Consider the following 14,835-nt stretch of genomic DNA (forward strand, 5'->3'; position numbering starts at 1 on the left):
AACTCTTAGTGGTGTTTACCGCAGCATCCGCCACCGTTTTCATCATGGTGTGCACCATTGCAACACTCATCTTCATCATCATGATGATGACCATGACCACCGCAACCACCATGACCACCACAGCCGCCATGTCCATGATGATGTTCATGACTATGACCACCACAACCACATACATGTGGCATAGCTACAACGCCTGTTAGCTCCTCATCAGCATCAGCATCTCTATTTTCTGTAATCTGTACATTAAATTCCAAATCTTTACCAGCGTATGGGTGATTAAAATCTACAGTTACATCATTTTCACCGATAGCTTTTACAGTTACACGAACTGTGCTACCATCTTCTCCTTCGCCAAAAAGCTCCATTCCGATATTTAAATCAATTCCTGCAAACTGCTCTTTAGGAAGTACTTGCAAAGCGTTTTCATCATATTCGCCTACGCCTTGGTTAGCTGGAATTTTAATTGTAGCTTTTTGACCAACTTCTAAATTTAAAACACCACTCTCAAGTGCTTCTAAAACTTGATTTTTACCACTTACAAATGCAATCTCTTGACCGCCTATATTTGATTCTAAAAGTTCGCCACTATTAGCATCTTTTAGCTCATAAAACATTTTAATAACTTTTGACATATCTCTCTCCTAAAATTATTTTCTATCAGGCGCAGCTTTTGCCTCTGCGCTATCTGGGTAGGCCTGTTTTAATGCTTTATAAAATTTATTAGCACTTTTTATATCGCCTATTTTATCAAAACTAATTGCTGTATGATACAATAGCTTTGGCATATAATTACCCTTTTGGCTAATTGCTACACTTTTTTCATAATATGGTACGGCAGTTTTATAGCTTTTGTTAAAATATTCAATCTCGCCAAGCATAAAATTTGAGTAGGCTGGCTTATAGTTTTTACTAATTAAATGAGTGAAACACTCACTAGCTTTTTTATATTCATTAGCTTTATAGGCCTTATCAGCCATTATTAAAATCTCAGAAGCTGGCATATCATCAAGTTTTAAATTTGATTTTGTCTCTTTATTTTGAGATGTTTGCTCTTTAACTTCTTTGTTTACAGCTTTTTTATCTCCGGATTTTGTTTGAGCTTTTGGCTGAGCAGTTGAAGTCTCTTGATGTTTGCTATCTATTAAAGCAGTTAGCTCACCAAGTGCTTTAGTAATATTTTTAACATCTTCATCATGTTTAGTTTTGTTTGCTTTGATCTGTGATTTTAAATTTGATATATCTTTGGAAGTAGTAGTTTTTTGCAAATTTAGGCTATTTTCTAGCTGAGTTACTCTGCTTTCAATTGCTAAAATTCGCTGATTTATACCATCTAAAAGGCTTTTAACACCTTCGATATTCTCCTGAGCTAGAGCCACATCAGATTGCATTGAGCCTATATTTTGATCTAGTCTATCTACCTTTTTTTTATTATTTAATAAAACCTTTTCACTTTCTGTAAGACCATATGGATTTTCTTTATTTATATTACCTGCATCGAATACTGAAACTTCAGCAAATATAGAAGTTGCAGCCAAAACGGCTGCAACATGGATAAATTTTTTCATTTATTAGATAAAATTATGGAAGTAGTCTAAATTCATCACGACGATTTTGGGCATCGCAAGATTTTGTTTTTTCAGTACATACAGGTTTGCTCTCACCATTGCTGGTAATTTCGATTCTATCTGCAGCGATACCTTGTGCTATTAAAGCATCTTTAGCAGCTTTTGCTCTTTTTACACCTAAAGCATAGTTATACTCATCACTACCCCACTCATCACAGTTGCCTTCTACCATTACTTTGTAGTTGCCAGCTTGATTAAAAATAGAAGCGTTTTGATTAATTACGCTTTGCATATCTGGACGAATACTAAATTTATCAAAATCAAAATATACATTTTGAACTTGAGCTTGTAATGAATTTAATCTCTCAGCAGCGCTGATAACGCCTTGATTAGCTTTATTTGCGTCTGCACTCATATCTACCTCTGGAGATTTTGAGCTACAACCAGCCATAAATAGAGCCGCAGCAACAGTAGAAACTAGGACTAATTTTTTCATCTCATTCCTTTTTAAAAAAATTTTGGGCGAATTATAGCATAAATATTCAAATTTTAGATATAAATTTAATATTTATTACCAATCAATTGACTGTAATTTACCAATTTTTAAAGGGAACTGAAAACTGCGGTTTTCATGAACCCTGATAATTCCAACCAAACTACTTCCATTAATATTTTTGATAAATACAATACTTCCACCATCACTAGAAAATCTTGGATAAGTATTAACTCCGCCTGCTGTAAGTTGTCTAATATAGTCGCTTTTTGTTGAAATTAAATATAAATTAAAAGTCTTTTGCTCATATTCATTTGCACTCTCACGACTTGAATATACAACATAATTATCAAAAGTACTAATTGAGTTATTATTTTTACCATGGAATACCATCTGTTCAACTAACCCATTACCATCAAGACTAGTAGAAAATATATTTGGATATCCCATTCTATCACTGACAAATACTACTTTAGTATCATTATCTACAAAATTACCGTTGACATCGATTCCACTAAATGTAGTAATTCGTTTTAAGTTTTTAGTAAATATATCATATAGATAGATATCACTTTGATCATTTGGTGCCATTGTTAAAAGCAATTTGGTACCATCACGACTGACATCACTTGCTACAATCATACCGCTACTTTGAATGATTTTACTCTTTTGTTTAGTATGTAAATCAAATTTAAAAAGAGTCGGAGTTAAATTTACATAAGATGTGTAATAAAAAGCACTTTGATCATCATTTGCCCATTTTGGAAAGATATTTAATCCACCGCTAATTATAATTTTTTGATATGTAAGCGTATAATCTGCTACTACAATATTGCTCTTGCCAGGTGTTGTATATTGAGAGAATATAATAGATTTATCCATCCACTCAATTGGAGATAAATTTAGATTTCTAGCAAGTTCTACAATGCTTTTATGCGCTAAAAATGGAAATTTATCCACGCTTTGGATATACTCACCACTAAATCTTATCTGATTATTTTTAGCATTTAACACCTTAACTTTTAGACTTAATTGATTGCCTAACTGAGTTAGAGCATATCTGTATATCAAATCAGCATTTTGCTCGCTAGTAAGGATTGCGCTATCATTAAAATCACTAGTATAATACTTATCTAAGACCTCAAATGCTGAACCAACTTTTAAATCTCCTACGATAAGCTTAAAAAATTTATCTTGTAATGCTCTATTGCCAAAATTTTGCGTAGCATCTTGAACTATAATTTTTGGCAATACAAGCCCCTTATTTACAATATCGACTCTACCATCTGCAGCTATTAACCCAATACAGATCATAAGTAACAAAAATAGCTTTTTCACTTTTACTCCGTTTCTATTAAATCAATTAAATTTATATCCAATACAGTAGCATCTTTACTAGGTGGAACTGGGAAATCTATGGCTTTTAACTGCTCTAAAAACTCCCTAACCTTGCTATTAAATGCACTATTTAATGAATACTCGTCTATATGATAGCTTAGTTTTCCAAATTTATCTATAATAATTTTAACCTTAGCATTATTGTTTGTATCTGCTTTATAGCGCACCCATCTATTTTGAATAATCTCTACTATATCGCCCATATATTTATTATATACGCCTGTTATTGATGATTTTGGTGCTTTTTTATCTATATCTTTTTGGAGCGAAGCGATAATATCAGCTGCACTTTTTGAATTAGATTTTGTCTCGCTTTTAGCATTACTTTGAACGGCTTGAGTTGTCTGTGGAGTAATATCTATAGGTGCAGCCTCGCTAAAAAGATCGCTTAAATTTACACTTGGTATATCTTGTTGTTGTGACACAATATCTTTATTTGTTGTCTCTTGTTTTAATTCTAAAGGTGGTTCTACTTGCTTTTTAATTATAAATTCTTCTATTTTTTGTTCATTTTGCTCAGGCGCTTTGATACTTTGACTAATATCTGATTCTACTACAAAAACATCCATAAATGCGTCTTTGTCATTTGTATATTTTATGCTCTCTTCATATCTACTGAGTTTAAAAAATATAAAAAATATAATGAAAAAATATAATATTACAGAACACCAAAAAGCGCCTGTAGTGTTATATGAGATTCCAAATTTACTATTCATTAACCATTTGTTTCTAAGGCAACCTTAGAAAAACCTGCATTTTTCATACTTTTTAAAACAAACATAACATCATCATATATAAGTCTCTTATCAGCTTTTATATATACTGGTGAATTTTTATCATACTTTTTAGATAATAATACTAAATTATCGCTAAGTTCATTTAAAGACATTTTAGATTGATCAATATATACCTGTCTTTGACTATCAATTCTAACTGTTAAACTTTTTAACTCTTGGCTTAATACTTTAGATTTTGAACCATCTGGCAAACTAATTTGCTCTTCATAAATAATAGCTGGTGTTGTTACCATTAAAATAGCTAATAACACCAGCATAACATCAACTAAAGGGGTAATATTTAGTTCTGGATTTTCATCAAAATTTATCATCTATTTACTACTAAGCAATAAATTTGTTTCTCTTTGTATAAGACTTATTAATTCATAAGCTTTACGTTTAATCAATAGATTAAAACTATAAGCTGGAATAGCTACAAATATTCCACAACCAGTAGCAACTAAAGCTTCTGAAATAGCTGGCGCAATAACTGAAAGAGATGCTGCACCACCACCTTGACCAAGTGCCGCAAATGTCTCTAATATACTAATAACAGTCCCAAAAAGCCCTATAAATGGTGAAGTAGATGCGATAATTGCAAGAGCTGTAAGGCCACTTGTAGAGTTATTTTGAGCTAGTGATATAAAGACTTCTAGACGTTCTTTGCTTAAATTTGATTGTGGGCATTTTTTTAAAACTGAATCTGTATTTTCAAGCTTATTTCCAAGCAAGATCGCCTCCAAAGATTGCTTCTCTCTTTTAATCCAGCGATTAAGTCCATTATATCTTGAGAATAAAATAGTAAAACTAATAACAAAGTAGAGTGACAACCACGCAAGAACGACGATTGTCACCAAGCTACTTTTAGATAGATAACTTATAAGAAGTTCTATAGACTCCACTTATCTAACCCTTACTGAACTATCAATCTTAGATAATGCAGTAGCTAAGATTCCATTGCTATCATGCATTTTTCTTACAAGAGCTTTAGCGTTTTCTATAGATTTAGCAATCTCACTTTCGCTATTGCCACTTACATGTACAGCACCATCAACTAAGATGCTAATTTTGTTTTCATCGATCTTAGCATAGCCCCAATCAATAGCAACTGCGTCATGACTTCCATCTAGATTTTCTATATCTACTACGCCAATTTTAAGCAAGGAAACCAAAGAGGCGTGGCCTGGCAAAACGCCAAACTCGCCATCTGCACCAGGAAGGACTACCATTTTAGCATCATTAGAAAATATTAGCCCTTCTGGGGTGACTATTTCTAAATGTATTGTATTCATATAGCTTCCTTTTTTGGCTTACGATTTCATCTTTTCAGCTTTAGCGATAGCCTCATCAATATTTCCTACCATATAAAATGCATTTTCTGGTAGGTGATCATATTTACCTTCTAAAATACCTTTAAATCCAGCGATTGTCTCTTCTAGACTTACATATTTACCAGGACTACCTGTAAATACTTCTGCAACGAAGAATGGCTGAGATAGATATTTTTCAATTTTTCTAGCTCTATCGACAGTTAATTTATCTTCTTCGCTTAGCTCATCCATACCTAAAATCGCAATAATATCTTGCAAGTCTTTATATTTTTGCAATACTGCTTGAACGCCACGAGCAATTCTATAGTGTTCTTCACCTAAAATTTGTGGATCTAGCATTCTAGATGTTGAATCTAGTGGATCAACTGCTGGATAAATACCTTTTTCAGCAATGGCTCTATTAAGAACTGTAGTAGCATCAAGGTGAGCAAAAACAGTCGCAGGAGCTGGGTCAGTAAGGTCATCTGCAGGTACATAAACAGCTTGAACTGATGTGATAGAGCCTTTTTTAGTTGATGTAATTCTCTCTTGTAATTTACCCATTTCACTAGCAAGTGTAGGTTGATAACCAACCGCACTTGGAATACGTCCAAGAAGTGCTGACATTTCTGAACCTGATTGAGAGAATCTAAAAATATTATCAATAAACATAAGAACATCTAGTCCCATCTCATCACGGAAATACTCAGCCATTGTTAGACCAGTTAAAGCAATTCTATTTCTTGCCCCTGGTGGCTCGTTCATTTGACCATAGCATAGGGCAACTTTATCTAAAACGCCCGATTCTTTCATTTCATTATAAAGGTCGTTACCTTCACGAGTTCTCTCACCAACACCAGCAAATACTGAGTAACCACTATGTTTGAATGCAACATTATGAATAAGTTCCATAATAATAACTGTTTTACCAACGCCAGCACCACCAAATAGACCTACCTTACCACCTTTTGCATATGGAGCTAGAAGGTCAACAACTTTAATACCAGTTTCAAAGATTTCACTTTTTGTGCTTTGCTCTTCAAACGGAGGCGGATCTCTATGGATAGACCACCTATTGTCAAATTTTTCTTCAGCACCTTCGTCTATTAAATCGCCTACAACATTAAAAATTCTACCAAGAACTTTTTCACCAACAGGTACACTAATAGGTGCGCCTAAAGCCGTAGCCTCTAGACCACGAGTTAGACCCTCACTCATATCCATAGCAATTGTTCTCACTCTATTATCTCCTAGATGTGCAGCAGTTTCTAATACTAGCTTATGCGTATTACCTTCAACAGTAAAATTTACTTCAATAGCTTCGTTAATTTTAGGTAAGTAGTCTTTGAAATCAACATCAACTACAGGACCCATAACTTGGCTAATTACACCTTTCATTATTACTCCTTATAAATTTACTTCATACTCTCAACGCCACTTATAATCTCTATAAGCTCTGTTGTGATACTCTCTTGTCTTGCTTTATTATAGGCAAGATTTAACTCTTTTACTCTAGCTTTAGCATTATTTGTTGCATTATCCATAGCCTGCATTCTAGCACTATGTTCAGCCGCCAAAGAGTCAATAAGAGCATAATACATACTATACTCAAAATACTTTCTCATAAGCTCATCGAGTATTCTCTCATCATGTTCTGGCTCAAAGTCCATAAGCGAACTATGCAATTGATTATCTTCAATCACTGGTGGTTCAACTGGAACTATGGTATTTACTCTTAGTTCTTGAGAAATCATATTTTTATAGCCATTATGAACTAAAATAACTTTATCAGTTACTCCAGCTACAAAATCAGCAATAGCTGCTTTAATAACCTCTTGAGCTTTCTCATATGTAGGTGCTGAACTTACGCCACGGTAACTTTCTAAAATCTCAATACCTTGGAAATTGAAAAATTCAATACCTTTTTTACCCACAGCTCTTAAGCGAACTTTAACTTTTTTAGATTTAAACTCATCTATCATATTTCTTACAGCTTTAATAGTTGAGATATTAAAACCTCCACAAAGACCTTTATCAGCAGTAACAAAAATTATATCAACCTTTTCTACCTTAGCCTCTGTATCAAAAAATTTATTACCTTCGCCAACGATTTTAAACTTATTAATCTCATAAGCTATCTCGCTTAAGACCTCATTGATCTTTAGAGCATAAACACGAGAATGGCGAGCTGCCTCTTCTGCTTTTTTTAATTTCGCAGTAGAGACGAGCTTCATCGCTTTTGTAGTTTTTTGCGTGTTTTGTACGCTCTTGATCTTTCTTTTAATATCCTTTAAATTTGACATATTTTAGCCTTATTCAGCGCTAAATATTGCTTTAAATTCATTTAATGCTTTATCTAGTGCCTCTTCGATATCTTTATCAAGCGCTTTTTTGTTACGAATTTGTTCAAAAATATCTGGGTATTTAGCCTCGATATATGGATAAAGCTCAGCTTCAAATTTAGTAACAGCAGACACTGGAAGATCGTCTAAATATCCATTGCTTCCTGCAAAAATAATTACAACTTGATTTTCAACTGGAAGCGGACTGTATGGTGGTTGTTTTAGAACTTCAACCATTCTTTGACCACGCTCTAATTGCTTACGGCTACTCTCATCTAAATCGCTTGCAAATTGAGCAAATGCTTGTAATTCACGGTATTGAGCTAGGTCTAGTCTTAGAGTACCAGATACTTTTTTGATAGCTTTAATTTGTGCAGCACCTCCAACACGAGATACAGATAGACCAACATTAATTGCTGGGCGAATACCTGAGTTAAATAGATCACTCTCAAGGAAAATTTGACCATCTGTAATAGAGATAACATTGGTTGGAATATAAGCTGAAACGTCGCCAGCTTGAGTCTCTATAATAGGTAATGCTGTTAAGCTTCCTGCTCCTAGTTTATCACTTAGCTTACTTGCTCTTTCAAGTAGTCTTGAGTGTAGATAGAATACATCACCTGGATAAGCTTCACGACCTGGTGGACGGCGAAGAATAAGTGACATCTCACGATATGCAACAGCATGTTTACTTAAATCATCATAAATAATAAGCGCATGACGAGAATTATCACGGAAATATTCACCCATTGTTACACCAGCATATGGTGCTAAATATTGTAAAGCAGCTGCATCGCTAGCACTTGCATTTACAACAATTGTATAGTCCATAGCGCCATATTCTTCAAGTTTTTTAACAACTTGAGCTACTGTTGATTGTTTTTGACCAATTGCTACATAAATACAAATTACATCTTGACCTTTTTGGTTGATAATTGTATCAGTTGCAACTGTAGTTTTACCAGTTTGACGGTCACCAATAATAAGCTCTCTTTGACCTCTACCAATTGGCACAAGAGCATCAATCGCCTTAATACCTGTTTGAAGTGGCTCATGAACAGATTTTCTAGCCATAATGCCTTTAGCTTTTTCTTCAATAAATCTAGTCTCAGTAGCATCAATTGTACCTTTACCATCAATTGGCTCTCCCAAGGCATTTACAACACGACCAATAAGTGCATCGCCTACTGGAACTCTAAGAAGTCTACCAAGTCTTTTTACGCTACTTCCTTCTTTAATATCATTACAACCACCCAAAACAACAACACCAACGCTGCTCTCTTCTAGGTTTAGCGCCATACCTTTTTGACCATTTTCAAATTCAACCATCTCGCCAGCCATGACATTTTTAAGACCATAAACATTTGCCACGCCATCAGCGACTGATATAACCTTGCCAGTCTCTTCAATATTAACGCTAAGATCAAAGTTTTCTATGCGTTCTTTGATGATACTGCTAATCTCATCAGCTTTTAACTTAACACTCACGCTTTTACTCCTTATTAAATTACTTTTAATATATATTCGCTCATTTGAGCTTTTAATCTATCGATTGAAAAACTAACTTCAACACCTAAATCGTCAATCTCGATTTTAATGCCATTAAATTCGTTTTTTACAGTTTGAAATTCAATATTTACATCAAATTTATTAGAAAATTTCTGCTCCAACTCACTCTTTTGAGTTTCGCTTAACTCGATATTTCCAGAGATTAAACCTTTAAATTTACCATCTCTTAAAGCTTTTTGATATTCAAATTCTCTTGCAATTTCTGGAATTAAATGTAATCTACCTCTATGGCTTAAAAGCATTAAGAAATTAGCAAGTTTTTCATTTTTATTATCATTAACTAAAGTTAGCAAAAACTCAACCTTAGACTTCGCATCAATGATTGGCGAGTCTATTATGTAGTTAAATTTATCTAGGCCAAACGCAGCAGCTAACTTACTAATCTCGTCACTTACTCTATTAAATTCATCAGCGTCTAAAGCTAAAATTAGTGCTTTTACATATTTTTTGGCTACTATTTCTCTCATTTAGCTCACCTTTTTCATAATAAGATTGATAAGCTCATTTTGATCTATTTTCATAGCATCACTTGCAAATAGCTCATCTAAAACTTCGCTAACTACGGCTCTAACAAGCTTTCTTTCTTCAAAGTCTTTTTGTTCTTCATAACTTTTTTCTAAGATAGCAATCTCATTTTGAGTATCTTTTTCTATCTTAACTAACATGATTTCTATCTCTTTTTTAACAGCTTGAGTTAAGTCATTTGCAATAACTTTAGCATTTTCTACCTTTTTGACAGCCTCTTCTTTTTTAGCATTTGAGGCTTTTAGCTTCTCTTGAATAGCGTTTAATCTATTTGCAATAGCGTTAATTCTGCCATGATATGCAGCTTTAACTGGCTTAGCTATTAAGTAGTAGAGTATAGCAAAGAATATAACAAAGTTAATCACCCTAGGAATGATATCATACTCACCGCTTCCGCTACCAGCACCAAAAGCAAGCATTGGAGCTGCTAATAATAGGATAAATTTAATATTCATACAAATCTCCTACATTTTTGATAAAGAACCAGCAAGGGTACTTTTTAATTCTGGAATTTTAGCGGTTAAATTAGATTTTAACTCAGCTTTTCTATCGGCAAGTCCAGCCATAAAACTGTCAAAATCAGCTTCTAAACTCTCTTTTTTGATAGCAACTTTAGTAGCTGCTCTCTCTTTAGCTTCACTTAAAGCAGCATGCTTTTTAGCCTGAGCTTCAGCTCTAGCATCACCTATGATCTTCTCTATTTGGGCTTCGTAATTTCCAGTATCGCTAGCATTTTTACTAACGCTCTCTTCATCATTTTTGATAGATTTATTTCTATCATCAATGAAACCAAGCAATGGCTTGTAGAGAATGGAATTTAGCACAAAGATAAGCCCTAAAAAGATCACTAATGTAATCAGCAACAACGGCGGATCTATCTGTAGCATCGGTTCTCCTTATGTAATTTCATTAAACTAATCGAGTATTTTACAATATTAAAAAATAAATTCTACTGAATTTTTTGAATTATTTTTATCATATTATCGATTTTTTTACTATCATTTAAATTTAAAGTAATTTTTTGCCCGTTTATTTTACATTTTATTCCAAGTTCTTCAATTAAATCTTTAAGCAAATTTAAATTTTTTCTATCCTCAAAATCTATCCTTGGTCTGCTTTGATTGCTATTTTTAAGTCTTTTTACTAAATTTTCAGTATCTCTTACGCTAAGCTTTTGCCCCATTATACTATCAGCTACTAGTTTTTGATTATCTTTATTTAGACCAACCATAATCTTAGCATGACCTTGAGTAATTTTACCCTCATCTATTAACTCTTTAGTATGTTCATCAAGCCCTAAAAGTCTTAGAGTATTGGTTATTTGCGTTCTGCTTTTTTTAACAATAGACGCTAAAGCCTCTTGGGTAATTTTATATTCATTAATTAGCTCTTGATATGCATTTGCTAGTTCAATTGGGCTTAAATTCTCTCTTTGGATATTCTCAATTAGTGCTAATTCTCTTAAATTTTTATCGCCGATATTTGCGACGATTGCTTTGATTTTATCCTCTCCTAAAAGTTTAGTAGCCCTTAAACGCCTTTCGCCAGCAATTAGTGTAAAATTATCACCCTTTCTAATAACAATAATTGGCTGAATTAGCCCGTGACGCTCGATACTTTGACTAAGTTCTCTTAATGATTCATCGCTAAAATTTCGTCTAGGCTGAAACGGATTTGGCTCAATTCTATCAATTTCAATATCAGCTACTAACTCTTTGTGTAATTCCTTATTATATGCTTGCTCAACATCACCTAAGATGGAGTCTAATCCTCTACCAAGTGCCATATTACCCCATTATCGAGTGAGCTAATTTTTGATAGGCTAAAGAGCCGCTAGATTTTATATCATATAAAATAACTGGCTTACCAAAGCTTGGACTCTCAGCTAATTTAACATTTCTAGGAATTATGACAAACCCATCTTCGCAGTTTTCAGCCTTAAATAGCTTATTACTAAAGTGTTTTTTCAAGTCAGCAACCGTCTCTTTAGAGAGATTATTTTGCGAACTATACATCGTAGGCAAGAATCCTTTGATAGCTAATTTTGGATTTGTTGTCTCTTTTATCACTTTTACAGTGTTAAAAATCTGTGCTAAACCCTCCATAGCATAAAACTCGCATTGAATCGGAATAATAACGCTATCACTAGCAGTTAGTGCATTAATTGTTAAAATTCCAAGTGTTGGTGGGCTATCGATTATTATATAATCATAGCTATCACGGATGGTTGCTAGCTTGCTTTTTAAAATATTTTTATAGTCACGATTTTGCTCGTTAAATTCCTGCTCAATACCAACTAGCCCAATATTTGATGGGGCAATATCAAGCATTTGCAGCTCTGTTTTTAATATTATTTCGCTGATATTTTTTCTACCAGTTAAAACATGATAGATATTAAATTCATAATCACTTCTTTTAAAGCCTAGCCCAGTCGTCGCATTAGCTTGCGGATCAATATCAAGTAGCAAAACTCTCTTCTCAGCCACAGCCAACGAAGCTGCTAAATTGACAGCTGTAGTAGTCTTTCCTACGCCACCTTTTTGGTTGGCAATGGTTATAACCTCACTCATCTTGCTGAATACACCCTTTTATTATTTATTATTATCGAGCCATCGCTTTGCAATGTAGCACCGCTTAGGCTCACTGGCTTCTCATCTATATGGACACAAAAATTCTTTGACAATCCAAATTCTATCAAATATTTGCTAAAAATTTGCTTCCATTGCGGCTTGGCATTTAAACTTTTAAAATACAAATCTAGTATAAAATCCCTACTAAGCTCTATATCTAGGCACCTAGCAAAGCTAGGAGCACTTTTTAAATTTAGCCCTATTCCACATACATATACGCTATTAATTTTTGTTGTAATGATACCTGCAATTTTATGCTCTCCTAGATAAATATCATTTGGCCATTTTAGCCATAATTTTGAGCCCTTTTCTCTAAGTGCCAAGACTAAAATATAGGCAAAATATATGCTTGCAGATACTGACTCTAAGTCGCTTGGCAAATCCTTGGCATCTATTGCAAAACTTAAGTATAAATTGCCTTTTGGGCTCTGCCAGTTATTTGCTCTACTTCCTATGCCATGACTTTGACAATCAGCCACTATAGCACACGGGGGATATTTTTTAAATAATTTTATATCTTCAATTAGTTTAGTTTGTGTCGATTGACACTCACAAATATACTCTATCTCCAACACCTAGCCTTTTGCCATTTAAATAACTTTTTGCATCAACTGATTTTTTACCAGCTGCTTGTAGTGTTTTTATTAAAATACTTCCATTATTTACACCAACTACAAAACCATTATCATTAATGGATAAAATTTCACCAATTCCACCATTTAAATTTGCTACTTCTATATCTAAAATTTTTATTCCATTTTTAGTAAAAATCCCTGGCCATCCATAATATGCTAAAAATTTTATCCAAATTTGACTAGCACTATCAACACTAAAATCAACTAGACCATCATCTTTTTTTATCTTTTTACACTTTGAACTAAGAGCATCAAACTGCTTGATTGGATTGATATTTTCATACTCATTTAGTATTTTAATAGTCAAATTTGCAGCCATTATGCTGAACTTATCAAATAATTCATATGAGTTCATATTGGTAATATCAAGAATACTAAATGCTAAAATATCACCGCTATCAAGCCCTTCATTCATTGCCATAGCTGTAACTCCGCTTAAATTATTTTTATCTAAAATAGCCGATTGTATAGGAGATGCACCACGATATGCTGGCAAAATAGATGCATGAAGATTCACGCAAGGCGCAATATCTAAAATTTCACGCGGTAGAATCTGTCCATAAGCTGCTACTATAATAATATCAGGATTTAGTGATTTAATATGCTCTTTAACTCCGCTCTCTTTTAAAGATTTTGGCTGATAAACTATATCATTAAGTCCTAAATCTATGGCTAGTTTTTTTACATCTGGCGGGGTAAGAGCTTGGCTTCTACCTACTGGTTTATCAGGCTGAGTATAGATAGCAAGAATATTAAATTTAGCCTTATAAATCTCTTCTAAAATTTTACTAGCATAGCTTGGAGTTCCCATAAAAACTATATTTTTCATCTTTTACCTTTAAAAATTGTACCGCCAATTTGGTTTGAGTTTAACAAAAACTCTCTTGCTACACTAAGATCAAACCCGCTGGCTAAAAACATATCTTTGCCATTTTGCATTAAAAATTCAGCCGCTAATAGCTTTGTAGTAATTCCACCTGTGCCATGCTTTGAGCCTGTTTGCGAATTTTTAGTTAATTCAGATTGATCGATACTAGTTACTACCGATCTTATTGTAGCAGTTTTATCTAAACTTGGATCGGCTGTATAATAACCATCTATATCACTTAATATAACTAGTAAATCAGCATCAAAATAGTACGCTACCGCACTTGATAATCTATCATTATCCCCATAAACTATCTCGCTAATTCCTGTAGAATCATTCTCATTTATAATTGGTAGAATTTTATTTTCAAGCAAGCCATTAATTACATTTTTAGCATGATTAGTAATTTTTCTAGAGTCAAAATCACCTGCTGTAAGCAAAATTTGAGCTGCCATTTTACCATATTTTGATAAGGTATTAGAGTAGATTTCCATCAAATATGGTTGTCCAAGACTAGATAAAATTTGCTTATTTATAACACTTGTTCTTGGTAGATCAAATTTGGCTTGACCAGCGCTAATTGCTCCACTACTAACTAAAATAACTTCAAATTTATTGCTTAAATCACTTAAAAATTTACAAAGATTGTCTATTCTACTTTGACTAATTGCATTCTCATCGCTTAAAACATGTGAGCCAACTTTTATAACTATGCGTTTCACTC

19 protein-coding genes are annotated in these 14,835 nt (G+C 33.5%); all 19 read right to left on the minus strand.

Annotated elements, in window-relative coordinates; translation table 11 throughout:
* Positions 1 to 5 precede the first annotated feature (5 nt).
* The 19 genes from CIGN_RS06635 to proB all read right to left on the minus strand — a co-directional run bounded on the left by CIGN_RS06635 (position 6) and on the right by proB (position 14,833).
* Positions 6 to 632: an FKBP-type peptidyl-prolyl cis-trans isomerase gene (locus tag CIGN_RS06635; protein ID WP_086236028.1), complete on the minus strand. Its 627-nt coding sequence runs from the start codon at positions 630 to 632 to the stop codon at positions 6 to 8.
* A 15-nt stretch (positions 633 to 647) separates the two neighbouring features.
* Positions 648 to 1,565, minus strand: coding sequence for a tol-pal system YbgF family protein (locus CIGN_RS06640; RefSeq protein WP_086302871.1), 918 nt, complete (start codon positions 1,563 to 1,565; stop codon positions 648 to 650).
* 13 nt (positions 1,566 to 1,578) lie between these two features.
* A complete protein-coding gene (locus CIGN_RS06645) occupies positions 1,579 to 2,061 on the minus strand; it encodes an OmpA family protein (protein WP_086225062.1) in 483 nt (160 codons plus the stop codon).
* A gap of 75 nt (positions 2,062 to 2,136) precedes the next feature.
* The gene (gene tolB / locus CIGN_RS06650; protein WP_086225061.1) at positions 2,137 to 3,396 is read right to left on the minus strand and encodes a Tol-Pal system protein TolB; all 1,260 of its coding nucleotides are present in this window, start codon (positions 3,394 to 3,396) and stop codon (positions 2,137 to 2,139) included.
* Between the two features lie 2 nt (positions 3,397 to 3,398).
* Complete coding sequence (locus CIGN_RS06655) at positions 3,399 to 4,172, minus strand: TonB C-terminal domain-containing protein (RefSeq protein WP_086302873.1); 774 nt, start codon at positions 4,170 to 4,172, stop codon at positions 3,399 to 3,401.
* On the minus strand, positions 4,172 to 4,564 hold the full coding sequence (locus CIGN_RS06660; RefSeq protein WP_086300792.1) for a biopolymer transporter ExbD: 393 nt from the start codon (positions 4,562 to 4,564) through the stop codon (positions 4,172 to 4,174). Before CIGN_RS06660 ends, CIGN_RS06655 begins: the two co-directional genes overlap by 1 nt.
* Entirely contained in the window at positions 4,565 to 5,134 is a 570-nt protein-coding gene (locus tag CIGN_RS06665) for a MotA/TolQ/ExbB proton channel family protein (RefSeq protein ID WP_086300793.1), read from the minus strand.
* Positions 5,135 to 5,524, minus strand: a complete 390-nt coding sequence (gene atpC / locus CIGN_RS06670; RefSeq protein ID WP_086226793.1) for an ATP synthase F1 subunit epsilon — start codon at positions 5,522 to 5,524, stop codon at positions 5,135 to 5,137.
* 18 nt (positions 5,525 to 5,542) lie between these two features.
* On the minus strand, positions 5,543 to 6,940 hold the full coding sequence (gene atpD, locus CIGN_RS06675) for a F0F1 ATP synthase subunit beta (RefSeq protein WP_086225056.1): 1,398 nt from the start codon (positions 6,938 to 6,940) through the stop codon (positions 5,543 to 5,545).
* A 17-nt stretch (positions 6,941 to 6,957) separates the two neighbouring features.
* Complete coding sequence (gene atpG, locus CIGN_RS06680) at positions 6,958 to 7,845, minus strand: ATP synthase F1 subunit gamma (protein ID WP_086244845.1); 888 nt, start codon at positions 7,843 to 7,845, stop codon at positions 6,958 to 6,960.
* Between the two features lie 9 nt (positions 7,846 to 7,854).
* On the minus strand, positions 7,855 to 9,372 hold the full coding sequence (gene atpA, locus CIGN_RS06685) for a F0F1 ATP synthase subunit alpha (protein ID WP_086225054.1): 1,518 nt from the start codon (positions 9,370 to 9,372) through the stop codon (positions 7,855 to 7,857).
* A gap of 14 nt (positions 9,373 to 9,386) precedes the next feature.
* On the minus strand, positions 9,387 to 9,920 hold the full coding sequence (locus CIGN_RS06690; protein WP_086232552.1) for a F0F1 ATP synthase subunit delta: 534 nt from the start codon (positions 9,918 to 9,920) through the stop codon (positions 9,387 to 9,389).
* Positions 9,921 to 10,433, minus strand: a complete 513-nt coding sequence (locus CIGN_RS06695) for a F0F1 ATP synthase subunit B (RefSeq protein WP_086302875.1) — start codon at positions 10,431 to 10,433, stop codon at positions 9,921 to 9,923.
* Positions 10,434 to 10,442: 9 nt separating this feature from the next.
* Positions 10,443 to 10,865, minus strand: a complete 423-nt coding sequence (locus CIGN_RS06700; protein ID WP_086225051.1) for a FoF1 ATP synthase subunit B' — start codon at positions 10,863 to 10,865, stop codon at positions 10,443 to 10,445.
* A gap of 62 nt (positions 10,866 to 10,927) precedes the next feature.
* Positions 10,928 to 11,764 carry a ParB/RepB/Spo0J family partition protein gene (locus tag CIGN_RS06705; protein ID WP_086225050.1) on the minus strand — a complete coding sequence of 279 codons (837 nt, stop codon included), beginning with the start codon at positions 11,762 to 11,764 and terminating at the stop codon, positions 10,928 to 10,930.
* 1 nt (position 11,765) lies between these two features.
* Positions 11,766 to 12,548: a ParA family protein gene (locus tag CIGN_RS06710; protein ID WP_086225049.1), complete on the minus strand. Its 783-nt coding sequence runs from the start codon at positions 12,546 to 12,548 to the stop codon at positions 11,766 to 11,768.
* The gene (locus CIGN_RS06715) at positions 12,545 to 13,180 is read right to left on the minus strand and encodes a biotin--[acetyl-CoA-carboxylase] ligase (RefSeq protein WP_086302878.1); all 636 of its coding nucleotides are present in this window, start codon (positions 13,178 to 13,180) and stop codon (positions 12,545 to 12,547) included. The genes CIGN_RS06710 and CIGN_RS06715 overlap by 4 nt, the downstream gene beginning before the upstream one ends.
* The gene (fmt, locus tag CIGN_RS06720) at positions 13,158 to 14,072 is read right to left on the minus strand and encodes a methionyl-tRNA formyltransferase (RefSeq protein ID WP_086302880.1); all 915 of its coding nucleotides are present in this window, start codon (positions 14,070 to 14,072) and stop codon (positions 13,158 to 13,160) included. The genes CIGN_RS06715 and fmt overlap by 23 nt, the downstream gene beginning before the upstream one ends.
* Positions 14,069 to 14,833 carry a glutamate 5-kinase gene (gene proB / locus CIGN_RS06725; protein ID WP_086302882.1) on the minus strand — a complete coding sequence of 255 codons (765 nt, stop codon included), beginning with the start codon at positions 14,831 to 14,833 and terminating at the stop codon, positions 14,069 to 14,071. Before proB ends, fmt begins: the two co-directional genes overlap by 4 nt.
* Positions 14,834 to 14,835: the final 2 nt, after the last annotated feature.

The sequence above is a fragment of the Campylobacter devanensis genome (assembly GCF_002139915.1).
Classification (GTDB): domain Bacteria; phylum Campylobacterota; class Campylobacteria; order Campylobacterales; family Campylobacteraceae; genus Campylobacter; species Campylobacter devanensis.

Excerpts from the sequence above, each read along its gene's own strand:
- CIGN_RS06635 (WP_086236028.1), bottom strand. The coding sequence starts at position 632 with ATGTCAAAAGTTATTAAAATGTTTTATGAGCTAAAAGATGCTAATAGT.
- CIGN_RS06640 (WP_086302871.1), bottom strand. The coding sequence starts at position 1,565 with ATGAAAAAATTTATCCATGTTGCAGCCGTTTTGGCTGCAACTTCTATA.
- CIGN_RS06645 (WP_086225062.1), bottom strand. The coding sequence starts at position 2,061 with ATGAAAAAATTAGTCCTAGTTTCTACTGTTGCTGCGGCTCTATTTATG.
- CIGN_RS06655 (WP_086302873.1), bottom strand. The coding sequence starts at position 4,172 with ATGAATAGTAAATTTGGAATCTCATATAACACTACAGGCGCTTTTTGG.
- CIGN_RS06660 (WP_086300792.1), bottom strand. The coding sequence starts at position 4,564 with ATGATAAATTTTGATGAAAATCCAGAACTAAATATTACCCCTTTAGTT.
- atpC (WP_086226793.1), bottom strand. The coding sequence starts at position 5,524 with ATGAATACAATACATTTAGAAATAGTCACCCCAGAAGGGCTAATATTT.
- atpD (WP_086225056.1), bottom strand. The coding sequence starts at position 6,940 with ATGAAAGGTGTAATTAGCCAAGTTATGGGTCCTGTAGTTGATGTTGAT.
- atpG (WP_086244845.1), bottom strand. The coding sequence starts at position 7,845 with ATGTCAAATTTAAAGGATATTAAAAGAAAGATCAAGAGCGTACAAAAC.
- CIGN_RS06690 (WP_086232552.1), bottom strand. The coding sequence starts at position 9,920 with ATGAGAGAAATAGTAGCCAAAAAATATGTAAAAGCACTAATTTTAGCT.
- CIGN_RS06695 (WP_086302875.1), bottom strand. The coding sequence starts at position 10,433 with ATGAATATTAAATTTATCCTATTATTAGCAGCTCCAATGCTTGCTTTT.
- CIGN_RS06700 (WP_086225051.1), bottom strand. The coding sequence starts at position 10,865 with ATGCTACAGATAGATCCGCCGTTGTTGCTGATTACATTAGTGATCTTT.
- CIGN_RS06705 (WP_086225050.1), bottom strand. The coding sequence starts at position 11,764 with ATGGCACTTGGTAGAGGATTAGACTCCATCTTAGGTGATGTTGAGCAA.
- CIGN_RS06710 (WP_086225049.1), bottom strand. The coding sequence starts at position 12,548 with ATGAGTGAGGTTATAACCATTGCCAACCAAAAAGGTGGCGTAGGAAAG.
- fmt (WP_086302880.1), bottom strand. The coding sequence starts at position 14,072 with ATGAAAAATATAGTTTTTATGGGAACTCCAAGCTATGCTAGTAAAATT.